The organism is Leptolyngbya sp. AN10 (assembly GCF_050565645.1).
Classification (GTDB): domain Bacteria; phylum Cyanobacteriota; class Cyanobacteriia; order Leptolyngbyales; family Leptolyngbyaceae; genus Leptolyngbya.
In genome coordinates this window covers 211,115-234,369 of record NZ_JBNXVP010000008.1, presented here as the reverse complement: position 1 = coordinate 234,369, position 23,255 = coordinate 211,115, and the positions used below count along the sequence as shown (strand labels likewise).

18 protein-coding genes are annotated in these 23,255 nt (G+C 47.2%); 9 read left to right on the top strand and 9 right to left on the bottom strand.

Going from position 1 to position 23,255, the window contains the following annotated elements; all coding sequences use genetic code 11:
* The first annotated feature begins 25 nt into the window (after positions 1-25).
* Both ACQ4M5_RS14145 and ACQ4M5_RS14140 read left to right on the top strand, forming a co-directional pair.
* On the top strand, positions 26-886 hold the full coding sequence (locus ACQ4M5_RS14145) for a formate/nitrite transporter family protein (RefSeq protein ID WP_430676273.1): 861 nt from the start codon (positions 26-28) through the stop codon (positions 884-886).
* A gap of 54 nt (positions 887-940) precedes the next feature.
* Positions 941-1,069 (top strand): hypothetical protein, encoded by a 129-nt coding sequence (locus ACQ4M5_RS14140; protein ID WP_430676272.1) that lies wholly within the window; start codon positions 941-943, stop codon positions 1,067-1,069.
* Positions 1,070-1,780: 711 nt separating this feature from the next.
* On the opposite strand, the gene ACQ4M5_RS14135 is transcribed toward ACQ4M5_RS14140, so the two are convergent.
* Both ACQ4M5_RS14135 and ACQ4M5_RS14130 read right to left on the bottom strand, forming a co-directional pair.
* Positions 1,781-2,203 carry a hypothetical protein gene (locus tag ACQ4M5_RS14135; protein WP_430676271.1) on the bottom strand — a complete coding sequence of 141 codons (423 nt, stop codon included), beginning with the start codon at positions 2,201-2,203 and terminating at the stop codon, positions 1,781-1,783.
* A 206-nt stretch (positions 2,204-2,409) separates the two neighbouring features.
* Positions 2,410-4,245 carry a response regulator gene (locus tag ACQ4M5_RS14130; RefSeq protein WP_430676270.1) on the bottom strand — a complete coding sequence of 612 codons (1,836 nt, stop codon included), beginning with the start codon at positions 4,243-4,245 and terminating at the stop codon, positions 2,410-2,412.
* 360 nt (positions 4,246-4,605) lie between these two features.
* On the opposite strand from ACQ4M5_RS14130, the gene ACQ4M5_RS14125 reads away from it, so the two are divergent.
* The 5 genes from ACQ4M5_RS14125 to ACQ4M5_RS14105 all read left to right on the top strand — a co-directional run bounded on the left by ACQ4M5_RS14125 (position 4,606) and on the right by ACQ4M5_RS14105 (position 10,175).
* The gene (locus tag ACQ4M5_RS14125; protein ID WP_430676269.1) at positions 4,606-4,920 is read left to right on the top strand and encodes a hypothetical protein; all 315 of its coding nucleotides are present in this window, start codon (positions 4,606-4,608) and stop codon (positions 4,918-4,920) included.
* A gap of 204 nt (positions 4,921-5,124) precedes the next feature.
* A complete protein-coding gene (locus ACQ4M5_RS14120) occupies positions 5,125-5,871 on the top strand; it encodes a hypothetical protein (protein WP_430676268.1) in 747 nt (248 codons plus the stop codon).
* Positions 5,872-5,942: 71 nt separating this feature from the next.
* Complete coding sequence (locus ACQ4M5_RS14115) at positions 5,943-6,908, top strand: hypothetical protein (RefSeq protein WP_430676267.1); 966 nt, start codon at positions 5,943-5,945, stop codon at positions 6,906-6,908.
* A 188-nt stretch (positions 6,909-7,096) separates the two neighbouring features.
* Positions 7,097-8,584: a hormogonium tapered terminus morphoprotein TftA gene (gene tftA, locus ACQ4M5_RS14110; protein WP_430676266.1), complete on the top strand. Its 1,488-nt coding sequence runs from the start codon at positions 7,097-7,099 to the stop codon at positions 8,582-8,584.
* A gap of 193 nt (positions 8,585-8,777) precedes the next feature.
* A complete protein-coding gene (locus ACQ4M5_RS14105) occupies positions 8,778-10,175 on the top strand; it encodes an Nramp family divalent metal transporter (protein ID WP_430676265.1) in 1,398 nt (465 codons plus the stop codon).
* A gap of 16 nt (positions 10,176-10,191) precedes the next feature.
* Here the strand turns inward: ACQ4M5_RS14105 and ACQ4M5_RS14100 are convergent, their stop codons facing one another.
* From ACQ4M5_RS14100 to ACQ4M5_RS14080, 5 genes are all read right to left on the bottom strand, one after another.
* Positions 10,192-11,022, bottom strand: coding sequence for a potassium channel family protein (locus ACQ4M5_RS14100; RefSeq protein ID WP_430676264.1), 831 nt, complete (start codon positions 11,020-11,022; stop codon positions 10,192-10,194).
* A 3-nt stretch (positions 11,023-11,025) separates the two neighbouring features.
* Positions 11,026-11,655, bottom strand: a complete 630-nt coding sequence (locus tag ACQ4M5_RS14095) for a DUF3611 family protein (protein ID WP_430676263.1) — start codon at positions 11,653-11,655, stop codon at positions 11,026-11,028.
* Positions 11,656-11,805: 150 nt separating this feature from the next.
* Positions 11,806-12,900 (bottom strand): phosphate ABC transporter substrate-binding protein PstS, encoded by a 1,095-nt coding sequence (gene pstS / locus ACQ4M5_RS14090; protein ID WP_430676262.1) that lies wholly within the window; start codon positions 12,898-12,900, stop codon positions 11,806-11,808.
* Positions 12,901-12,906: 6 nt separating this feature from the next.
* A complete protein-coding gene (locus tag ACQ4M5_RS14085; RefSeq protein ID WP_430676261.1) occupies positions 12,907-13,803 on the bottom strand; it encodes a hypothetical protein in 897 nt (298 codons plus the stop codon).
* Between the two features lie 324 nt (positions 13,804-14,127).
* Positions 14,128-16,479 (bottom strand): TIM-barrel domain-containing protein, encoded by a 2,352-nt coding sequence (locus tag ACQ4M5_RS14080; protein ID WP_430676260.1) that lies wholly within the window; start codon positions 16,477-16,479, stop codon positions 14,128-14,130.
* Between the two features lie 301 nt (positions 16,480-16,780).
* Here ACQ4M5_RS14080 and ACQ4M5_RS14075 point away from each other — a divergent pair, with 301 nt between their 5' ends.
* Both ACQ4M5_RS14075 and ACQ4M5_RS14070 read left to right on the top strand, forming a co-directional pair.
* Positions 16,781-18,241 (top strand): hypothetical protein, encoded by a 1,461-nt coding sequence (locus ACQ4M5_RS14075; RefSeq protein ID WP_430676259.1) that lies wholly within the window; start codon positions 16,781-16,783, stop codon positions 18,239-18,241.
* A gap of 106 nt (positions 18,242-18,347) precedes the next feature.
* Complete coding sequence (locus tag ACQ4M5_RS14070) at positions 18,348-19,397, top strand: AI-2E family transporter (RefSeq protein WP_430676258.1); 1,050 nt, start codon at positions 18,348-18,350, stop codon at positions 19,395-19,397.
* An 18-nt stretch (positions 19,398-19,415) separates the two neighbouring features.
* Here ACQ4M5_RS14070 and ACQ4M5_RS14065 read toward each other — a convergent pair whose 3' ends face one another.
* The gene (locus ACQ4M5_RS14065; protein ID WP_430676257.1) at positions 19,416-20,513 is read right to left on the bottom strand and encodes an AI-2E family transporter; all 1,098 of its coding nucleotides are present in this window, start codon (positions 20,511-20,513) and stop codon (positions 19,416-19,418) included.
* Positions 20,514-20,725: 212 nt separating this feature from the next.
* Positions 20,726-23,083, bottom strand: a complete 2,358-nt coding sequence (locus ACQ4M5_RS14060) for a PAS domain S-box protein (RefSeq protein WP_430676256.1) — start codon at positions 23,081-23,083, stop codon at positions 20,726-20,728.
* Positions 23,084-23,255: the final 172 nt, after the last annotated feature.

Genomic DNA, 23,255 nt, shown 5'->3' with positions numbered 1-23,255 from the left:
CCGCATAAACAGCGAAAGGAATTTGATGAACCCACTTCAAGAGCAAACAGCCCCACTGACTGAGGAACGTTTTCAGCAGGAAATTAGATTGAGTCCACAAGAGCGACAAGACATCATCGAACGGATTCGTCCCAGTGCCTTAATGATTCACGAAGTCATTCGTCTCGAAGGCGAACGTCAACTGCGCCGCCCCACTTCTGCGCTTGCTTGGTCTGCTTTAGCGGCTGGATTATCGATGGGATTTTCGCTAGTCGCACAAGGTTTACTTCGCGCAAATTTACCCGATCAGTCCTGGAGCGCGATCGTAGCTAGTTTCGGTTACAGCGTTGGCTTCGTGATTGTGGTTATGGGTCGGCAGCAGCTTTTCACAGAGAACACTTTAACCGCGATTCTTCCATTGCTCTCTCAAACGAGATTAGCCGTGCTGCTACAAGTCCTGCGTTTGTGGTCAATTGTGTTGCTGAGTAATCTCACTGGAGCAGGCTTATTTGCGATGGTGATTGGAAACATTCAGGTGTTTTCGGTTGATGTCCAACGGGCTTTTACAGAGATTGGATTAGAAGCGCTCAAAGGTGGAATAGTAGAAACATTCTGGCAGGGAATTTTTGCAGGATGGTTGATCGCTTTAATGGTCTGGTTGCTCCCATCCGCAGAAGCGTCTCAGTTCTGGGTGATTGTTTTGATTACTTCTTTAGTCGGTTTAGCTGAGTTATCCCACAGTATTGCAGGCTCAGTTGAGGTGCTATACCTGGTCATGACAGGGGCAGCAACTTGGGGACAGTACCTTGGACAATTCTTAGCACCCACATTACTTGGCAACATTGTGGGTGGAGTGTCGCTTGTGGCTGCACTGAATCACGCCCAAATTGCTCGATACAACGATTAGTCGTGTTGCTGAAATCGTTCTACAGAGAGGGGTTAACGAGGCTGATTTAGCTTAATGTTCGAGGAACGACTGCAAATCTTCAATATGGGAAGCGCGATCGCAGTTATAGCCACACCAAACGAGTTATATCGGCAGTATGAATCAGGCAAGCCCACCCGAACCCTCTCTGTCTCAAGCTCGTAGCGAAGTTCTCCAACAGCTTGAAGACTAGCTCGATGTACCAATGTTGCTCTTGAGCTTTGTTTGGCTGGCGTTGTTTATGGTGAAACTAATTTGGGGACTCAATCCGTTTCTCGATACCGCGAGTACGACTATCTGGGTTCTGTTTATCTTCAATTTCTTACGGCTTGGTTGCATGAATCGAAAAAGCGACTGTTCTAGGATTGAGGGAAGCTGAGATTAAGCTTGTCGATAGCTATCCGGTTTAGCAATCTGAATCATGCGGACACCTTCGGTGCAGCGAAGCTGGAGAGTGCCGCACATTTAACCAATAGCTCAACAGCTTGATTGTTAAATCGACGCGACCGAAGATTGCCGCTCAAACAGCCACTGCCTGTGTACGACATTCCCAAGACGTTAGGGGTGGATGATTTTGCTTTCCGTAAGCGGTTGAGTTATAGAACCATCCTAGTCGATAAGGATGTTATTAAGAGAAACCTTCTGCTGACATCTGTTGATCAACACGAGACTGGATTATGAGTTTTCACAGTTGGTTGTGCCAATCTTAAAGAGAAGCAAATCGCGGAAATTTCGCCGCCAACCGCTTGCTGCCGATCGCCTGCGTCAACTTCAAGCCGAGTTGTTAGACGAAGCTACTTCGGATCGTCCGTATTTTGTTTTAATGATTAGCTCCTGCGTTATTGCAACGCTTGGACTTTTGTGTTCTCTCCTGAATCATTGCACTCGAATCACCTGTGTGGGTAACTCACTGATTCCTTCAATCGGTGGGGAAATTGTGACACCACTTGGAAGGAGCGTAATATTAGTTCCGGTCGATCGAGTAATTGAGTAAGCCTCAATTTGACCTGTTCGTGGGTTGAGTGTTCCTGTCACGGCGATTGGTTCATTGGGGGCTAGATTAATCGCATACTGTCCAGTGGTGACAACAATTTGATCATTACTACGGTTCAGGATAAATCGATTTCCAGTAGGATTGCTAACGGTTCCATAGACGAACAGAAGAGAGGAAGCATTGCTGCGTTCGGGGGTACTTCCCGAAGTTTGAGCGGATCGAGCGGATGTTTGAGCAAGTGCTGGTAATGCAACTAAGGACATCAGAGTTGCAGAGATAATGGGTATCAAAGTGTGTTGTTTCATGGATAGTTCCTCAAAAATTGTATAGTCTCGATGCAGCTAGCTAAGTCAACATCCTGAAAAATCTCGTCAAACGGTGCTGCAAAACCCTTTTAGTCAAAACTGCTCGGATGAATCGTGTCAGACGATGCTGAGAGCAATGGCTCAGATTAGCATCATAGCTATGTTTGTTGCTCTATCAACTGGTAGAGATAGTTAAATAAGACACATCAGCCCACTAAACCATCGTCTGATTTCGCCACTTTGTCCGTGTTTCGCTCTAAGCAATTGAAGATACGAGTGAGTAATTTTGAATCCGCGATCGATTTATTTACACAATCATTTGCGCCCGCTAAAGAGATTTGATGAATGGTTTCAATATCGGTATGTATTGTGAGAAACAAGATTGGCAAGTCAGACCAATGGGGATCGCTGCGAATAACCCGACAAAGTTCAATCCCATTCAAGTAAGGCATCTCGACATCTAGAATGAGCAAATCTGGAGCGCAATCGTTGAGAACTTGCCAGAATTGTTCTGGGGCTTCAAGTGTAGTTAGCTTTAGGGACGAAGAGGCGAATCGCGATCGCATTGTACTTAAAACTTGTGGATCGTCGTCAACGAGTAGAATTTTCGCTTCAGTCCAATCACTTTTCTGGCTTTCAATCACTTCTTTAAGAATTGCAGTAGCCGATAGTGATTTGTGCAGAAATTTGTTTCCCCCGCGTCGAGCAACTTCGGCTCGATCGAGTAATCCCTCTCGTTCAGTCCAAACAAAAATCTGTAAGGGTTGCTCAGATAGTTCCGACAGCAGCGTTAAGCCCTCTTGGAAGCTTGGGGCACTCTCTAGATCCAAAAGCACAATATCAGGAGCTTGAGCGGCAACAATCCCCAGACCTCGCTCGACGTACAAATCGGATTCAACTGTAGCTGTGATAGCTTGCAATTGCCAATTTTTTGCTGCTTCTGTTAAGCGTTTAACCGATTCTGAATCCTGACTCAGCACGAGTAGCAGAGCTTGATTTTGGGGAGACAAGCGTTCAAGCGCGGGCACATCCTCGAATAGATCACGAAGTTGATTCACGGCTTGGTTAAGCGTTTGAGCTTGATTGGTAAGGTTTTGAGCCTGAAGTCCATCCTCGATCGCTTCTGCCCATCGAGAACCTTCTGTCCATCCAAGGGTTCCTAATGCTCCAGCTAACTTGTGTGCCTCATGTTGAGCTTGCTGGCGTAGTTCCTCGCTCAAGCTGCCCTGATTTAGTGCAAGAATCGCTTGCTCTAAAATCGTTACGCGATCGCTCAATTTCGTTTTGAAACTGTCTCGCGCTTTTTGAACCGCTAATGCTGTTTGCTGTTCGATTTGATCGGGTTGAGATGGTTCTGAAGTGTCTGCTTCCGAGGGATTCAAGCGGTAGCCCAACCCGTAAACTGTCTCAATCAAATCAATCGGTGCGCCTGCTCGATGCATTTTTTGCCGCAAGGTTTTAATATACGATTTGATGGTTGCTTCTTGAGGCGGATCGCTTAAACTCCACAAATGATCCACGATCGCGCCCCGGTTGAAGGTGCGGTGACTATAGCGCAAAAATAGCTCTAGCAATCGGTACTCTGTTGAAGTGAGATTTACAGGGCGATCGCCATACACAACCTTACAAAGGCTTGGGTCAAGCTGCAATTTGCCCCATTCCAAGATTGGACTTGCAGAACTGCTTCCTCGACGCAATAGTGCCCGAATTCGAGCCGTTAACTCTAGAAAATCAAAAGGTTTAATCAGGTAGTCATCCGCTCCGGCATCTAACCCCACGACTTTATCAGTTGTGGACTCTTTCGCGGTCAGCAAGAGAATTGGTATTTGATGTCCAGCTTGGCGCAATTGTTGACACAAGGTTACGCCATCGAGTTTGGGTAACACCACGTCGAGCAAAATCAAGTCATAGCTCTCGTGTACAGCATTCAGCCAGCCAATTTCGCCATCTGTGGCAACGTTGACCACATATTGCTGTTTGGTCAGCACGTCTGAAATTGCACTGGCTAATACATCATCATCTTCTACCAGTAGAATTTTCATCGCGCCTCCTTAGTTTTAGCTCTTGTCTTTACTCAGCAGCACCTTGAAGATGAAGAGCGGTTGTTATCACTTGTTGAACTGTTATTTCAGCTACCATACTAGATTATAAGAATATCGTGTACAGGTGTAACTATAGTTCAGTGGCAGCAATGTCATCAAAGAAAGTAGTCACATAAATACTTTTGTACTTCCGCTGTTGATGTTCCTGTTGGAACCCGACTCCGGAGGGATGACAATAATTCTTTGATGATTTCAGTAATCAATCCATTTCTGGAAGATTTAGTTGCATTGATCCTCCACCTTATTTCTACCTTCATTTTATAAACTGACTGAGGCTGTATCAGGTTCTGGAGTTCAATCATGCCCCAGTCGAGAATCTATTTGACCCTTCCTATCATGCTATTAGCTATTCAAGATGTTTTATCAACAGAGCCATACTGCGATTATCGACAATCGCTGCGATTTGCACAATTCCGAAAACATCTGATTGCATCAATTTTTGCGCGAGTTCGGATTGACTATAAAGTTTTTATCGATGATGCTCATGCTCCTTGTCCTTCAGCGATCGAGTCCGAATCTTTGCTCAAAGAGTTTGTACGCCAAGAGATGAATGATTTAATCCAAGAAAATCAAATCGTGCGTGGATCGAGTGTGATCGCGATCACTACAAGTTAGACAGAGATACTTCCTGCAATTCACCTGTGTTCTATATCTCTAGGTATAACTTAAAGCTCATTACACCGATTTCCACCTGTTTTCCACCTGTGCGCCTTAGTGTTCAAAACATAAGGATTTCGACTTGATTAAAGACAGTTTGCGCCATTGATAGCGTTGAGACTGTCTTCACAGTATTTCTGTCTCATAAGGTCTATTATGCGTATGCTTGACTTAAAAAATAGCAGCTTACTTGGAGGTGTCTTCAGTGGATTGATCCTTGGAGTTCCTCTCATCTCCACAGCCGCACTAGCCACACCAAATCCAAGGGTCAATCCCTGCCCCAGCGTCTACTATGAAGAGCCTTATAATAGTCGGCTGATTGTTCCACAAACTTGTCCACCGAACGCGATCACTCAGTTTATCCGCCAAAATCCAAGCGCATTGAATCGTGCAACAGGAGGCGTTGGCAGCGATTTACCAGGACGCAATCTAACTCCAAATCGCATCGTGCCTTCAGATGCGCCCACGACACCTGGAACTGTGGGTCAACGACCGAGCGTTTTCAGCGAAGCCCCTTATAACCGCAATCCTCCTGGAACGCCGATGACGCTTCCGGTTCAGCCTCCCTTACCAGAACAGCGATCGCAACCCGTTGCAAGCGTTGTTCCGAGCAATGGCACGATCAATGTGAGGGTGAAAAACGAGACGAATGCGATCGTGACCTACGAAGCTGTCCAGTACACGCAAAGACGGGTTTTAAGACCAGGCGAAGAGGCTGTGCTGCAAAACCTTCCTGTTCCTGTAACCGTGACATTTGTTCGGCAGGATAATGGCTTTGTCGAGGTGATTCCAGTTACGACACCCGAACAAGGAATCTTATCGCTTCAGTTAGATGAGGATCGTAATCCATTAGATTCAAATCAAGGCGTGATTCGAGTTCAGCGCAACGGTCAAGTGTTCCTGAACTAGAGGCGAATCAGAACGTTCAATTAAAATCAATTGCACCATTACATCAATCATTGAATGAGGAGATTTTTTCAGTGAACAACAATCCTGCTACTCTCAAGAAGCACAATCAAACAAATCTAGTTCAAAGGCTTTGGAAAGCTAGAGGTGCTGCACTTGCTCTAACTGTTGCCGTTACTGTTTTGCCTGCTTGTAACCAGGTGACTCAACAAGAAGCAAGAAACGCAACAGCAGAAAACTTGTCAGAAAACCCAAGTCAATACATTGGCAGAACTGTAACGATCAGAAGTGAAGCAGTTCGCAAGATCGGTCCCAGCACCTTCACAGTGAGCGGTCAACAGTTCTTTGGAGGGCAGCCGATTATCGTGGTTAACGCTTCAGGGACTCCGTTTGTGCTTCCTGAAAATGAAAATGTTAACGTACAGGTGACAGGTCAGGTTCGTCAATTTGTGTTAGCAGACATCAATCGAGACTATAATCTCGGTCTGGGTGCAGATCAGTATCGCGAATATGAAAGTCGCCCTGCAATTGTTGCTCAATCGATCGCATTAGCACCAACTCCAGGACAAATCAGCCAGAATCCATCTCGCTACTATGGAAGAGCGATCGCAGTGACTGGAGAAGTAGAGGACGTAAGGGGCGCAAATGCCTTCACACTCGATGAGGATCAGATCGTTGGAGGGCAAGACTTGCTGGTTCTAAATCGTGCTGGGCAACCGATTCAAGACGATCAAACCGTTGCTGTAACAGGTGTGCTTCGTCCGTTTGTTGTTGCTGAGTTAGAGCGCGATTATGACTTTAATTGGGATCAAGGCTTTGTGCAGCAGCTTGAAGCCGAATACCGCAATCGCCCTGTGTTGGTTGCAACAGGCATTTATCCTTCTGCACTTTCGCAAGACAATAATGACGCACTTTGGGGACTGTTAGGACTGGCTGGTGTGATCGGTCTATTTGGACTTGCAAATGGCGGACGGCGTAGAAACGATCGCTCTGAACTGCGCGATGATGCACCTATTTATCGTGATCCCAGCATTCGCTAACTATCAGTTAGATTGTATCGTGTTCCTTTATTGCGAACAACGATCGCTAAAACAGATGCTTTACTAGATGCCACAGTATCATTCAGTTTCTCCGTATCGTCAGGGATGGTCGTTGAATCGTTGCTCAACACTATTTTGTGTATCTGCCAAGGTAAATAACACTATGCTGATGCCATAAGTTACACATAATGGTTTTCGAGCCAATTCGCTGCCCGACCTGTAGCAATTCGGGGTTTAACCTTGGTCAAACCTCAACTTCTCAATTTAGAAAACAGTCAGGCTATCAAACAGTTGTCCCAGAAAAAATGGTAGAGCTAATTTCTTACCCAGAAACAAGTCGCTCTACGATCGATCGACGGGAGGCTCAAGAAGTGGGACGAATTTTCCTATTCGCTAACTTTTCTGGAGCGGTCAATGAGGCGATCGAAGCCGCATTGGTGACGATTCAGAAACAAGTGGCAGCGGAGCTAAGGTCGCAAGGTTTCACAGTTTCAGAAGTTCCGCCAGAACTGGAACTCGCTGAGGCAATCATCTGGATCAATCGTCGATCGAGTCCTGGTGATGTTGCTTTCTCGATTCAAACGGATGCTTTCTCTAATCCCGATGTTAGAGGAACCGCTGCTTTTTACATTGCAGGCAATGAGGAGCGGCGGCAGCAAGCCGAGCAACTGATCCAGCAACTTCTGGTGAATGTTCCTAGCTTAGTCAGCCGAGGTGCAAGACCTGATACTGAAACCGCATTTGGCAGCCTTGCCTTTACTCGTCAAGTTCCGATTCCGTCGATTGTTCTAACGGTTGGTTTTGAGACGAGTCCGCTCGATCGAGCAATTATTCTTGAGCGTCCTCAAGCGATCGCTCAAGGTATCGCAAATGGATTAGCTCTTCTGAGCCGAAACGCTTCTGATGATTCAACACCGCGCCCCTATCCACCTATTAATATCAACCTGAATGGGCAGATTTACGGGGAGCAAGGAATCATCGTGAATGGTAACGCTTACGTTCCGGTTGATCTTCTAGATCGACTCAGGGTGGACATCACTCGCCCCAGGAATGTGCGGTTGGTTACGTATGGTAACGTAACTTACGCTAGAGCGATCGACCTTCAAGAAGTTGGTGTGTTTGTTGGGTGGAATCCAACGAATCGTACTGTTGTTTTACGGACAATTCAACCCTTTGATCCAAATGCAATCAGCAGCATTATCGGACGCGGCTATCTTCAAGAAGAAACGCTAGAAGCATTTTTGCGTCAGGTTAATCCACAAGCTTTGGAAAGATTTCCTGACATTGTGGATTTGTATTTGGAAGAAGCCGCGATCGAGGGAGTGAATCCTGATATTGCGTTCGCGCAAGCCTTGTTAGAAACGAATTTTTTTCGCTTTGGGGGTAGCATTCAGCCGAGTCAGAATAACTTTGGAGCGCTGGGAAGTGTGGGAGGAGAAGCGGCTAGTTTTCCCAATGCCAGAATTGGAGTACGTGCCCACATTCAACTCTTGAAAACCTACGCAAGCTTAGAGCCGATTGTTCAAGAAATCGTAGCTCCACGTTTTCGTTTCATTGCACGCGGGATTGCTCCACGGGTTGAGCAGTTAAGCGGACGGTATTCTGCCGATCCAGTGTATGGAGAAAGAATCTTAGCAATTCTCAGACAACTCTATCAATTCGCTGGTTTGCTTTAGCGTGTCTTCTATCGATAAGCACTGATATAAGAAACAAGCTTCAGAATATAACTTAGGACTGAGTTATGACTATCGTAGTGTAGAAGTCGATTTTTAATCACAAAGATACTTTTGCTTTAGATGCTTGTGCTAATCAAAGAAAATTTGGCAATAGCCTGAATCAGCAGTAAACTCTAGAGAATTGGAGATTAAAATGAGCCAGCAGATAGAATCTTCTGAACAAGCGCGATCGCAAGACGACAAGCAGATTCCCCAGGCTCCTCAAGGTAGACAATGGCTCAAGTGGCTAGGTCCAGGTTTTTTGTGGATGCTTTCTGCGGCAGGTTCGGGAGAACTATTATTCACTCCTCGCATTGCTGCCTTCTATGGCTACTCGTTGTTATGGGCGTTGCTGGCTGCTGTAATTCTGAAATGGTTCATCAACCGGGAAGTTGGACGATATACAGTTTGTTCTGGCGCAACAATCTTAGAGGGGTTTAAGCAAATTCCGGGTTCCAAAAACTGGGCAGTTTGGATCATCCTATTACCTCAGTTTGTTGTTGCAATCTCGACAGTTGCAGGACTTGCAGGTGCAGCTGCAACCGCTCTCATTCTGGCAACAGGCGGAACAGCCCAACTTTGGACTGTCATCATTATTGTGGTGACGGCATCGATCGTATTGCTGGGACAGTACAATGTCGTAGAAAAAATTTCTTCCTACATTGGTATCGCCCGCACTCTCGCAGTGGTAACGGCTGCTATCCTAGTCTTTCCAAGACTGGGGCAACTGACTTCAGGGCTAGTTCCTCAAATTCCACAAAATGTTCGATATGAAGATATTCTGCCTTGGTTGGGGTTTATGTTAGCGGGTGCTGCGGGATTGATGTGGTATTCCTACTGGGTGGAAGCAAGAGGCTATGGTGCAACCGATTTGAGACGAGAAGAACCGCTTGATTTGAATCAACTCGATCGCGAACCCAAGAAACGGTTACAGGGTTGGCTGGCAGTCATGACCTTCTCGAATACACTAGCAGTCGTTGGGGCGCTTCTCGCTGCGTTATCGTTTCTGATTCTGGGTTCAGAACTTCTGCGTCCAGAGGGACTCGTGCCTCAAGAGGATCAAGTCGCGCAAACATTAGGTCGCTTACTAGGAGATTTGTGGGGACCGTTCGGGTTTTGGTTCATGATCGCGATCGTATTTGTTACGTTCTGTAGCACAGTGTTATCGGTTCAAGACGGATTTGGGCGGATGTTTGCAGACGGAACTCGGATTTTACTGCGAGGGTTCGGGCAACAAGGACGTTGGACAAATGAACAGTTCTTACAGAAGTTTTACGTCGTCGTGTTGACGGCGGTATTACCAATCACAGTGTATCTATTGTTTGGACAGCCTGTGGGACTCCTTCAGACCGCAGGTGCGATCGAGGCTGCCCATATTCCAGTTGTTGCCGGATTAACTTTATATCTGAACCATCGGTCGCTGCCTAAAGGATTGCGCCCGTCTCCTTTTTCTTTCTGGGCGACTGCGATCGCAGGATTGTTTTTTGCTATCTTTGCAGTAGTCTACTTGCTGCAATTGCTGGGAATACTCGGTGGATCGAGTGGAGCTTAAAACCAGGAAACTGCTTCTAATCATTTTGTTGTTCCAATTCGGTTGGAACAATCGGCGGATTTGCAGTTTGAGAGTTCCGAGAAAGGGACTGAATCTCGGTTCGCAAGGCTGCGATTTCTGCTTGTAACGCTTGAATCGATTTGGCTCCTGCGATCTCGGCTTCCTCGTTTTCAGCATCTCGACCCATAAAGAATGTTGCGATCGTTGCTGTGACATAGCCAAAGACAGCAAACGCATACAGCGCTAGTACAAAACAGAGAATCCGACCTTCTGGCGTTTCGGGGAAATAGTCTGACCCCATGGTGGTCATCAACATCGCGGTCCACCAGAGCGCAGTCCCATAGTTCTCTAAGCCATTCGGCACTTCTTGTTCAAACGCATACATTCCCGCTGCACCGACTAAGATGACAATGGTGGTTGAAGCAACGACATAGCCAAATCCTCGGCGGCGAAAACTAGCACTGAGCGATCGCATTCCTCGATTCGTCCGAGTCATCACACCGAGCAATCGAACCCCTCGCGCTGCCCGCACAACCCGAAAAATTCGCAGCGTTCGCAAAGCAGGCAACGCGAGAGAGCCGAGCGTTAACCAATTCCGCTGAAGATAGATGCGCTTGTTGGGTGCTAGGGCAAATTCTAATAGAAAATTAAGAATAAACAGAATCCAAATCGTGACGCTCGCCGCATCTAGCAGTGGATTTAAGCCCCAAATTAATTCAACAATCAATAAAGCCAGCCAAACAAAGCTCAAGACTAGCATCGGAACATCGAGCCAATCTTCAAGCTGTTGCAGCAGTTCACTTCGAGTTTGGGACAGAGAAGCCTCTGACTGTTGTGGATGAGTCATGGTTTATTGTCGCTGTAACCAGTTCACCGTCGCAACAGACGCGATCGTGCCGAGAAAATGAGCCGTGATGCCAACCATATTTGCCATTGCTACAAGCACATCTACAGGACGGATAACCCGTGTGGGTGCGTAAAGTGCAACCCCTTGAGGTACTGCGATCGACTTCGCCAACAACACCCCCAATGCAGCACCGCCCCCCAAAATTGTCAGTCCCATGCCGATGAGTCCTGCAATAATGCCAATTCGTAGAACCTGGAGGACTTCGCTCTTTTTCGGATGTAGTAGTGTCTCTGGATGGCGCAATCGGCGAGCGAATCGCAGTTGGCGAAATGCGAGGTAAGCAGTAAACAGGAGTGCTAAAATTCCGGTCACTGCCCAAAAAATTCCGATACCTAGTCCGGGAGTCGTCCCATCAGAGACACCACCATAGATAGGCGCACCTGGAACCGCAGGAGTAACCGCCGCTTGGGTAAAGTTCCGTCCTGCAATAGCAAACACTAACATCACTCCGGCAACAACGGCTAAACCAAGCTGCGTCACAATTCCTAACCATCCAATGAGGCGTAGAATTTTACCAATCTGCTCTAACTTATGAGAAAGAGAGTCATTTTCAACAAGGGTTGGTGGTTGCATCCTGTTCTCCTTAAAACGCTAATCATCTGTAGACTAGCTTGGAGCCAGAGAACTCGTAACTTTCTGGAGGTAGAGTGATTCTGAGCAATTCAATCTAGACCCGACTAAAACTAGCTTCATTGGACGACAAAGTTCTTGTTCTACCCATTCCTATCCTGGATTCGTAATAATTCCCTGTTCTACCGTGGCTTGGACGCGTTGAGCAATTGGATCGGTGAGCGGCAGATAGCCTAACTGCACTGCATCTTGATCTCCTTCCGCCAGTGCCCAACGGACAAAATCTTGGATTGATTCAATCTTGGCAGAATTCTCATAACGACGATACAGTAACATCCAGGTTAATCCCACGATTGGATAGGCTTGCTGATCTGCTGGGTCAGGGACTAATAAAACAAAACTCTCAGGAGCTTGCTGTCCTTCCAATGCCCTTGCTGCCGACTCCGGGCTAGGTGCAACGTATTGACCTGCTCGATTTTCTAGGGTCGCGATATTCAGCTTGTTCTGGGTCGCATAGGAATATTCGACGTAACCGATCGAACCCGGAGTTTGCTGAATGGTAGCCGTTACGCCTTCATTCCCCTTTCCACCAATCCCAACGAGCCATGAAACCGATTTACCCGTGCCTACTTGCCAGTTTGGACAGGCAGCATCAATGTGGTTGGTGAAAATAAAGGTTGTTCCACTGCTATCTGAGCGATGCACAAAACTAATCGCCTGATCAGGTAGAGTCACGCTAGGATTTGCCCTAGCGATCGTAGGTGCATTCCAGTTTCTAATCTGACCTGTGACAATGCCACAATACGCTTCACGAGAAAGCCTTAAGTTTTGAACATTGCCACCGAGATTATAAGCGAGGACAATTGCACCACCTGTCAGGGGCACCTGAAGTGGAAGTGCGTTGAATTTTGCTCGGAACTGCTGAATCTCTTCTTTAGTTAGAGGTACATCACTTGCTGCAAAATCAACAGTTCTGTCTAAATACCGCCTGACACCCGCACCGCTTCCAACAGAGTCATAGCTGATTTGAACGTTGGGACGGATTTGGTTATACTCCTGAAACCACCGTTGATACAAAGGATTAGGGAAACTCGCACCTGCCCCGTAAATTGCAACCGTCCCAGCGTTTGACTCAGGTGTAGTACTTGGTGAAGTTGCAGTTTGAGGCTGACAACCGATCGCGGCAATGAAAGAGAGTATTGCTAAACAAAAGGCAGGAACCCAGCGATTTTCTGTCTTGATAACCATAGCAATCTACTCACCAATGCTTAACTGGCGCAACGCAATTCGCTTACACAAACTTTCAACTGCCAGGACTAGAGACTGCATGAGTTCTGAATTTTCGCGATAGTCGGCAGGAGCTAGGTTTGCGACTCGCTGGCTCTGAGTGACCTCGATCTCTTGTCCCCACTTTTCAGATGTGTCAGGCTTATAAACTCCAATTGCGATCCCGCTCTCACCATTGACGATAGAAAAACAAGGAACATCCGATGCACCATCCCCAACATAGATGATTTGAGATAGGGGAACGTGCAATTCTGACTCCGGAATATCACGATAAGCAAAAGCACGACCATCTTCTTCAGGACTATCGCTGCCTCTAGCAACCTGAAATAGATAACGGGTTTTCTCAGTATGGCTAATACTACGTTTTAGAAAGGAAATCTCGCCGCGATCGCAATAGTGAAATTCACAACCCCAAATTTTATTAAAGGAATGGGCGATCGGTGTATTTCGTACAATCTCACCAATGCCTCCGGTGATGCAGTAAAACTCAAGTTCGGTTTCTGGATTGAGTTCTTTTACGATGTGACGTAAGCGATCGAACATTCCCGAAACACCATCATAGATTGGAAAAGTTTGACCGATCTGAATTAAATAGTCTTGAGTAATTTTATGGTCATCGGGGCGTTGATGTGATTCCTGAATCAGACAATAAAATCGAGCTGCTACTTTGTCCCAACCTTGTTCAACTAGAGGCTGAACCCGCTGTTGCCGAAACTGATCAACTTCGATTTCTAGACACTGTAACAGCTTGTCGAAGGTATCAACGCCCAAAGTGTCATCGAAATCAAACACGATCGCGATCCGATTGCAAAGCGGTTTTGTGGATTGCGGCTTCTTAACTTTAAGCTGATTTGATTCGGGCATTAACGTCTCTCCTACTCTTCTAAGTGAATGAGTCCCCGTAGCAGTTTCAACAAAACCTGTGTTCTAGCAGCGAGCAGTTGCGATTAGGCTCATACTCTGCTGAATTAGCCAATTTAACTGCCTGAAGTGCAAATTAGTTCTATTCACAAATATCGCTGCAAGCCTGAAGAGAACGTCTATCTGAGGAGGTAAGGCGCTAGGATTAGCTCTATTTGTCTACGGAGTCATCATTCGCGTGATTGTGTCTGTTTGAAGCAGTTCTTCCGACAGCAAGATAAACAGTTCATGAAGTATTTTGACGGTTCATGATTCTGAGCTTGATACTCAATCATCCAAGTCTGAAAGGCGAAAACGGACACTTTGAAAAGGAGAACAGTGTAGAGTTTGTCCTTCTATCTTCCAGGGTTTGCTGTCGAGCCATGCTTGGCTGATCACTGTGCCGTGAACTTGTACGCTCAACGTTGGATAGGGAAAGTCATACTGTCCTGAAGCTTCCCAAGTCAATTCCAGGTTCTCCTGGTTTCGAGTGAGGCGAAAGCGATCGACACGAGAAGCACCATACCCATCGCCTGCATCACTGTAGAGATAACTCTCACTCTCCCCAACTTCAGGCGGATATAGATGCAAAATTAACTGCTGTTCGACTTCTACAGGTAGAATTGTGCCTGCCTTAATTAACAGTGGAATCTGTTCGAGCGTGGTAGAGAGCGAAACGGTAGTTCCACCCTCAATCCTTGTATCATTCCAGAAACTATACCAGTGCCCTTTAGGGAGATGAACCTGTCGAACTGTCTCATTAGGTTGCACGATCGGACAAACACACAGCGCATCTCCTAAGCAAAACACATCCTCGATATCCCACAGTTCAGAGTCCGTCCAATCTTGCCAAAATAGAGGACGCACGATCGGCGCACCCGTTTGCGAAGCTTGCCATGCCAATGTGTAGAAATAAGGCATTAACTGATAGCGCAATTCGAGAAACTGCCGCATGATGCTTAAATATGGTTCACCATACGTCCAAGGCGCACGCGGCATAACGCTGGTTGAACTATGGGTACGGTAGAACGGCAGAAACGCTGCCATCTGAAACCAGCGAAGGTAGAGTTCTGCACTGGGATTCCCTTGAAACCCACCAATGTCAGGACCACTGTAGGGAATCCCGGACAGACCTAAACCTACGATCGTTGATATCGTTTGCCGCAATGCTCCCCAGGTACTCGCAGTATCACCCGTCCACGTCCAAGCATAGCGCTGTAGACTTGCCCAGCCCGATCGCGACACAATAAACGGGCGCTGCTGGGGACGATACTGACGCAAACTCTCATGAGCAGCTTTGGCTTCAAGCAAAGCATATAGATTGTGTGCCTCGCGATGATCGCCGCCTCTGCCTTCAAAATCGTGCTGTGCAACTCTAGGAAGCGATGGATCACCCCACGATACAAATGCGGCAGGTTCATTCATGTCGTGCCAGAATCCAGCAACGCCAACATCCAGCAAGTAGGCATATTGACGGCTCCACCACGCTCGAACTTTTGGATTGGTGAAATCAGGGAACGCTTTACGCCCTGCCCAGACTGGTGCGACAACCAAATCCCCAGTTGGATAGGTACAAAAAGCATTAAGAATTTGCCCTTCCAGAAACAAGTTACTTTGACGACTGTATTTCACGCCGGGATTGTTAATTGCTACAAACTTCACACCGGATTGTGCAAGTTCTTGGGTGAACTGGTTTAAGTTCGGAAAGCGATCAGGGTCAATGGTAAAAGGACGATGCCCCACCTGACAATCAATGTCGAGATGAACTGCACTTAACGGTAGATTGTGGGTTTGAAAGGCTCTAACTTCTTGTCGGATAGCTTCCTCAGTGCGATATCCCCAGCGCGATTGGTGGTAGCCAAGTGTCCAACGGGCAGGTAGAGGGGCGCGTCCAGTTAGTTGGGTGTAGCGATCGAGCAAATGAGCAGGTTCGCCCACCGCAATGTAGTAGCGAAGCGATCCCCCTTCAAAATCAGCCGTTGCAAGTTCATCAAATGTAAATTGGGCACGAAAGGAATTCTCGTAGAACACGAGGTAGCTCCCTAAGTTATGCAATCCCAGGTAAGTTGGAATGCAGAGGTAGAGCGGTTCAGTTCCGGGTGTGTAGCGTCCTCCAGGATCAGAGTTCCACATCTGATAGGTTTTTGGCGGGAAAGAGCGGAGATTAAGCGAGGAAGCACGTTCTCCTAAGCCGTAAATGTGTTCCTCTGGTTGTAATTTGGCTTGATGAATCCACCGTTCATCCTGTCGCTGTGGGGGTAGCTCTTGCCTCAGAATTTGATTGTTTTGATCTCGCAGCACAACGCCGCCGTCAACGCTAACGGAAATGTTCAAACTAGAACTCGAAACAATCCATTCATGCGGCATTTGCGCTAGATGAATTTCAACAGAATCCCAATCATGCTTGTCGATCGCATAGGGAATCGGAGCAAGACCAGGCATCCAATTGATTCGGACAAAATCAGGTGCTAAGAAGGTTATTTCAAGCGTGGCTTGCTCAAACTCAAACCGAACACTGGATTGAGTTTGACTGGTTTTTAACAATTTCCCAGGAAGGGTCGCTGCTTTGGACGACGGTTGAGGAAGATAGTATTGCTCAAAGCGATCGCGCTGACGAGAATAGAAAAATGCAGCAGGCATATACTGCAAATAAAATAGCGACTTGATTAAAAATCTCACCCTGAGCGAAAGTTGTTCCAGCAATCCCATCATTTTAACTATCAGTTGTTCAATTGCTTCTACACGCTAGGGATTACACCGCGATCGCACGTCCTCTAGTCGGCTCAATTTAGGCTCTGACCTAAGAGAGACTTGCACGAATGATCCTCACAAGATCCGTCTAGAGAACGGTTTCGGTTGACCGTTAGCAAAGTAGGTTAACTGAACAGCATGATGCAATTAGCCCGTAAGGGCATGCAGTAACAGTGTAGAGGAAAGTTTCATGCAGTCTAATTCGACTCGTCTCACGATCACCGACATTTTGGCAGCATTTGGAAGAAAGCCGAGCTACATTACAGGGCTAGACTCCGCAACGATGGCGCTCCAATCGCTGAGTGCCTATCTAAACGGTAAAGATTTTTCGTCGGGTGGAATGGCTCCGAGCTTAAAAGCGCTTGGCGGCGAGGTGATGGGATATCTCCCAGACAATGTATCACAGTCACTTTCAACGATCAGTGGTTGGAGCAATGCTTCTTCACCGAACATCGTGGATCAAGTGCGATCGGAAACAATGGCGCGTTGGGTTGTGAGCCAATATCCTCGACGACGCTATCCAGCAGCGATGATTGGCTCCTCGAATGGAGCAGCCGTCCATTTGTGTGCGGCATTGGGAATTCCCTGGTTGCCGCAAACGCTGCTTGTGTGTCTCAAACACCAGCTCGACCTAGATGATCCGAAACAAGCGTTAGAGTGGGCAAAACCGCTTGCCGATCGCTTACTGACTAACAATCCAGACTTAGCAATTTATCAGATGCACGATCCGAACCAGGATCGCGTCAAGGTTCCGGGTGTGGGTTATTTTCGACTGAAGCGCACGAAGCTGGGCGAGGCATATAAGCTGTTTCTGCGGGAGAACCTAGCACCCGGAGCAACCCTGTTTTTACTGGAATGCCAGAGTACCTGGCTTGCTACTCGTGTGAACGATCGCCATTTCTTTCAATTCGGTGGCAAAGGCGGTTTAACACCCGAAGAATACTTTGAAGACAGTCCCAAGGTTCGGGATTTTCTACAGCGCAATGGCTCTACGCATCAAACTTGGAATCCGCCTGCTCCGGATGGTTGGTTCCCGGAATCAGAGTGGGGCTTTGAACCTGCCTTGCGCGAAGATGTTGAAGCATTTGCACAAGAGAACGGATTTCGGGTTCGCCGCATTGTGTTGAACTATCCGCAAGATATGAGTCCGTTTGTGGCGGAGTTTTACCGTTGGTGGTATGAGCAACGGGGCTTACCGAGGAATCGGCTGCTTGTCGAATCGTTTGTTTATCTACAACCGTGGTGGACACTCCAGCTTGGACTGGTGCCATTTTGGACTGTGTTTAATGATCAAACTTCTGCCGATCGACTCCGCAACTATCTGGATAGTACTCAGCCCTACGATGAGATCTACTTAACTCTGTTCTCGAATGCAATGCAATCGCTCGGTATTGCATCGATCGAAGAATGGCGTGGGATTCTCGATCGCGCCCGCACCCAAGGTCAATTCCTCGGAGTTAACGAGGAAACTTATCCAAGTGATATGGCATCCTTTGTCCGCCACCACAAAGAATTGAAGAAGATGAAAGAGCGCTATCCCATGCCAGAACCACTAGGGTTGGATCAGCTTGATCAATTTTTGGCAGTATCGGGCACTGATCGCTATCCCGTTCGTTGGCTAGATGCGCCCGTATCGTCGCTGACGACCTAAAATCTGTTGCGATCAAATGACTAGGATATCCGAAATCAACCGTCGCCGAGCCTAAGCATCAGGTCTACCTAGCAATCCTCAAAAGTATCAATCTGGAGGCATCGTTGTGCGAGTTGGACAATGGCTCGGCGTGATCGCAGTAATTATTTCTCTCTACATTTTGTGGCAAATTCGACAAGTGCTGCTGCTAGTATTCGCAGCGGTTGTCTTTGCGACGGTGCTGAATCGAGTCGTGCGAGTGCTGCAACGATGGCGAGTGAAACGGGGGATTGCGATCGCGATCACGCTTATTCTTCTGGGTGTAGTTCTGTTTGGCTTGTTTGCCATCATCATTCCTCGGCTTTCAGGTCAACTGCTACAACTCGTTGATACCTTGCCCGCCGCAGTAGATCGAGTCCGCGCCCTGTATGACTGGGTACAAGCTAGAATTCCAGGGCAGATTCTAGACAACAGCCGCATCCTAGAAAACTTCACCCAAACTGTGCGAGCTTGGGTGACAGGTTTGATTGGCAACTTTTTCTTTCTAGCTAGAAACTCTGTCAGTGCCGTATTGAGCTTTCTATTATTTCTTGCAGCAACCATTATGCTGCTGGTGAATCCTGCTCCCTATCGACGAGTGTTTACACTGGCGTTTCCAGCCTTTTATCGGGAGCGAGTCAATACGATTCTCAATGAGTGTGAAACTTCACTGGTCGGTTGGATTCGCGGCACTTTGATCGCAATGGTGACGATCGGGACAGTGAGCTATCTAGGACTTTTGCTCCTGGGAATTCCGCTCCCATTAGTGAATGCGCTATTGGCTGGACTACTAGAGTTCATTCCGAATGTCGGTCCCACTTTAAGCGTGATTCCGCCCATGCTGCTGGCTTTTCTGGTTGAACCCTGGAAAGCGATCGCAGTGATCGTTCTCTACATTTTGATTCAACAATTTGAGAGTCTGGTGCTAGTTCCTTTTCTCATGGAACAAGAAGTGTCGCTACTTCCATTGTTTACCATTCTGTCGGTCGTCGTGTTCTCAATTTTCTTCGGGTTTTTAGGATTATTCTTGGCGGTTCCCCTTCTGATTGTGTTGCAGATCTGGGTCAAGGAAGTCTTAGTTCATGATGTACTGGATCAATGGCGGGGAAAACCTGCTCAGTCTAGGCAGGACAATTGAAACTGGCTTTCAAGAGTGTCAATTTACTTCAGGTTGAACGAGCTGACTGGCAGGAGCGTTCTCGTCCGAGGATGATGGGTCGGAAAATCCTTCGATCGCGTCTTTCAAAATACTCGCGATCGGCACAGCAATTAACAATCCGACCAATCCACTCAACTTCGCTCCGACCAAGATAGCAAGCAAAACCCAAAAAGGACGTAGCCCAACTAAATTTCCCATCAGTCGCGGCGAGATCAGTTGATCCATCGTTTGATTGGTCACGATCGAAGCTCCCAAAAGCCATAGACTGAGGCGCGGATCATCGGTTGCAATCAGGAGCGCACTGGTTGAACTCGCTAACAAACCACCGAAGGGAACGATCGAGAGAGTTCCGATGAACAATCCTAACAGTAACGGAAATGGAATTCCCAGAACCAAGAAAACTACAGCTAACAAGGTAATCGTCAGTGCAGCGATAATGGCTTGACCTGTGAAATAGTCTTGAAAGTGTTGCTCCATCGATCGCTGAATTCGGCTCGTTTTTTGACCGGGTAGCCGCTGAAAAATGCTGTTCCAAATCTGCTTCCCATCGGATAAAAGATAGACCGTAAAGATTCCGGTCAGCGCTAAATTAGATACTTTGCCCAAAGCCCCAAATAGCAGATTCAAGGCATCATTTCCTACAGCCTGCACCCGATTGGGCAGTTGTTGAGCAAACTGGTCTGTCCACTGATTCAGATGTATGGGAAGGTGATGCTGTGTTGCCCAACCTTGAAACATCTGAACCTTTTGATTGGTTGCTTGAATCCAGTTCGGAAAGGTGCTGACGAATTCGCCCAATTCTTCGATTGCTTGAGGCACAACTGTAATACTTGCACCCACGAGTAAGCCGAGGGTCAATAAAACAACACCAGCCACGGCATAATTACGATCGATCCCCCGCTTTTGGAGAAATTGAACTGGAAAGTTAAGCAAAAATGCCAGTAGTGCGGCTGAGATGAGAATTGAAACGAGGGGTTGAGCATACTGAAAGGCTTTGAAGAGCACCCACAAATTGAGCGCGGTGATGGGCACGATTAATCCAGCGATCGACCATCGTGTAAATTGAGCAGGAAAGCGATTGAAAAAGTTAAACATAAACTTGATTGCTAATTAAATCTCTGAAACCTCTGCTAAGCACTTGATAAGGCGGTAGCTCTTAATCTGTTGTGGAACTTCATCGAATATTGCAGACGATAAAGAGTTTTATCTTGAAATGTTTCCTAGTTAAAAAGTAGCCATTTCTGAGTTGTCAGCATCTCTCTGCCGAATGACTTGAAGATTGGGCATCCTTTTTTTAAATCTGTGGTTCAGGGGAACTGCGAAGCGATCGCGCTAATCAAGTCATTTGCTGACACTGGCTTCACAAGATATTGGGCAAAGCCTGCGGCGATCGCGGCTGCTTGAGTTTCCTCGGTTGCATAAGCGGTGAGTGCAATGGCAGGAATTCGGACACTGTTTCTCGCTTCAATGGTTCTGACGTGGCGCATCAGAACATAACCATTCTCATCGGGTAAAGCAATATCGCTGATCAAGAGATTTGGCGTGGTTTGTTCTAATACCCTGATTGCTGCTGCAACTGAATCTACTGCAATGACTTCTGCACTGCGAGATTGCAGCATGGTGTTGAGCCACGACAAAACGTCTGCATCGTCATCGACCACCAGAATCACGAGTCCAGTAAGATCAACGGCTGGTCGATTTTGAACCAATTCAGCAGAACTCAAAGCAGGTTGCTCATTGCTCTGAAGTAACGGTAGCCTCACAATAAAGGTTGCTCCTTGTCCTTCACCTGGACTTTCTGCCTGAATCGTTCCCCCGTGTTGCTCAACGAAGTAACGAGCGATCGCAAGTCCTAGCCCTAACCCTGCATAGGATCGAGTACTCGTACTATCCGCCTGCCGAAAGCGATCGAACACATACGGCAAAAACTCGGCTCGAATCCCAACGCCTGTATCCGTAACTCTAATTTGTGCAAAGGGTTCCGCTTGTTCTACTCGTTCAAGCTGTACGGTCACTCGTCCCCCTTCGGGCGTGAACTTAACCGCATTGGAGAGTAAATTCCACATGACCTGTTGTAATCGATCGGCATCGCCCCAGACGAGAACACCGTTAGGCTCCTGATCGTTGAACAGAAACTCGAATTGAAGTTGTTTTGCATCGATTCTAGGTTGGACAACTTCCACGGCGGTTGTAATGACATTGATCAGATTAACTATGGCAAACTCTAGCCTTAGTTCTCCTCGAATGATCCGCGAAATGTCGAGCAGATCCTCAATCAGTTGTGCTTGCAGATTCGCATTGCGCTCGATCGTGTCCAACGCGATCACAGTTCGATTTTCATCCAGCATCCCAGATTGCAGCATTCCCACCCATCCGGCGATCGCAGTCAAGGGTGTGCGAAGTTCGTGCGATACGATCGCTAAAAATTCATCTTTGGCACGATTCGCGGCTTCCGCTTCAGCGCGGGCAGCTTGTTCATTCACCAGCAATTGGGCGCGTTCTTCTTCTGCCCGCTTACGCTCGGTGACATCCCGCAAGATTTTGGAGAAGCCGCGAAGTTGTCCAGTCTCGTCGCGAAGCGCAGTCATTACTTCATTTGCCCAGAAGCGAGTGCCATCTTTGCGGAGATGGTAGCGCTCTAATTGCGATTGTCCTGCTTTGATCGCCGTTCTCAATTCTTGTTCGGGGACACCTTGAGCAATTGATTCGGCAGGAAAGAAGCGAGCGAAAGACTGCCCTAAAATTTCGGATTCCTGATAGCCCAAAACGGCTTGTGAGCCTGTGTTCCAACTCGCGACTCGTCCCTCCGGATCAAGCATGAAAATGGCATAGTCTTGGATATGCTCGATCAGCGATCGAAATCGTTCTTCACTCGCCTGCAAAGCATCTTGTGCTTGTTTGATTGTTGTCCTATCTCGAAGAATTTTTGAAAATCCGCGTAGATTTCCTGCTTCATCGCGTAACGGTGTGAGTACTCCATTTGCCCAGAATAAAGAGCCGTCTTTGCGAACGTGCCAGCGATCGTCTTCCGCTCGACCTTCATCAGCAGCAATTTGCAGCGCTTCATGGGGTCTACCGTTTTCAAGGTCTTCAGAGGTATAAATGCACAAGAAAGATTGTCCTAAAATTTCTGCTTCTTGAAAGCCCAGAATCCGTTCTGCTCCAGTATTCCAACTGGCAACGCATCCTTCCTCATTGATCGTAAAGATCGCATAATCGCGAACACCCTCAATCACCAAGCGAAAGCGTTCTTCACTTTCGCGCAGACGTTCCTGATTCTGAAGGACAAGTGCTTGATTTCGCTCGGCTCCGAGTGCGTTTAACTCTGCACGACGCTGTGCCGATCGTACTCTTGCATTCAGCCAGCAAATCAGAACTGCCACCAACACAAAATAGAGGGTTCTGCCAAAATAATTCAGGCTTTGTAGTAGGGAGTAGGAGGTTGTTAAAAATAGGGACTCACTCAGTACTGTACTGAGAATGGTAGAGACTAGCCCAGGTCTGAACCCACCATACCAGGATGACACGACCACCGCAGCTAGAAAGAACGGGTAAATCGTAGGCTGAATTTGCCACCACAAAAGACGGGTCAACAGCAATGCCGCGATCGGGGACAAAATGGCAATACCGTACCGCTGTAATCGGGTGCGCTGTTGTATCAGCATAGGACTTGTTGGCGTAAAATAAATGACATACGATTAAAGTCAATCAGAAAACATTGCTTTACAGATAGCGATGTATTATCTTTCGTACCTCCTTCACCTTTTATCCAAAGTTGCAACTTTTAAGACCCCGCTTGCGAAATAAATTGGGTTCATGTTGCATCTCTCCAAGGGT

Bases quoted from the DNA above. Each gene is read 5' to 3' on its own strand.
- ACQ4M5_RS14135 (WP_430676271.1), bottom strand. From the start codon at position 2,203: ATGAAACAACACACTTTGATACCCATTATCTCTGCAACTCTGATGTCC.
- ACQ4M5_RS14085 (WP_430676261.1), bottom strand. From the start codon at position 13,803: ATGCCCGAATCAAATCAGCTTAAAGTTAAGAAGCCGCAATCCACAAAA.
- ACQ4M5_RS14125 (WP_430676269.1), top strand. From the start codon at position 4,606: ATGCCCCAGTCGAGAATCTATTTGACCCTTCCTATCATGCTATTAGCT.
- ACQ4M5_RS14095 (WP_430676263.1), bottom strand. From the start codon at position 11,655: ATGCAACCACCAACCCTTGTTGAAAATGACTCTCTTTCTCATAAGTTA.
- ACQ4M5_RS14120 (WP_430676268.1), top strand. From the start codon at position 5,125: ATGCTTGACTTAAAAAATAGCAGCTTACTTGGAGGTGTCTTCAGTGGA.
- tftA (WP_430676266.1), top strand. From the start codon at position 7,097: ATGGTTTTCGAGCCAATTCGCTGCCCGACCTGTAGCAATTCGGGGTTT.
- pstS (WP_430676262.1), bottom strand. From the start codon at position 12,900: ATGGTTATCAAGACAGAAAATCGCTGGGTTCCTGCCTTTTGTTTAGCA.
- ACQ4M5_RS14105 (WP_430676265.1), top strand. From the start codon at position 8,778: ATGAGCCAGCAGATAGAATCTTCTGAACAAGCGCGATCGCAAGACGAC.
- ACQ4M5_RS14060 (WP_430676256.1), bottom strand. From the start codon at position 23,083: ATGCTGATACAACAGCGCACCCGATTACAGCGGTACGGTATTGCCATT.
- ACQ4M5_RS14145 (WP_430676273.1), top strand. From the start codon at position 26: ATGAACCCACTTCAAGAGCAAACAGCCCCACTGACTGAGGAACGTTTT.
- ACQ4M5_RS14130 (WP_430676270.1), bottom strand. From the start codon at position 4,245: ATGAAAATTCTACTGGTAGAAGATGATGATGTATTAGCCAGTGCAATT.
- ACQ4M5_RS14080 (WP_430676260.1), bottom strand. From the start codon at position 16,479: ATGCCTGCTGCATTTTTCTATTCTCGTCAGCGCGATCGCTTTGAGCAA.
- ACQ4M5_RS14140 (WP_430676272.1), top strand. From the start codon at position 941: ATGTTCGAGGAACGACTGCAAATCTTCAATATGGGAAGCGCGATCGCA.
- ACQ4M5_RS14075 (WP_430676259.1), top strand. From the start codon at position 16,781: ATGCAGTCTAATTCGACTCGTCTCACGATCACCGACATTTTGGCAGCA.
- ACQ4M5_RS14100 (WP_430676264.1), bottom strand. From the start codon at position 11,022: ATGACTCATCCACAACAGTCAGAGGCTTCTCTGTCCCAAACTCGAAGT.
- ACQ4M5_RS14065 (WP_430676257.1), bottom strand. From the start codon at position 20,513: ATGTTTAACTTTTTCAATCGCTTTCCTGCTCAATTTACACGATGGTCG.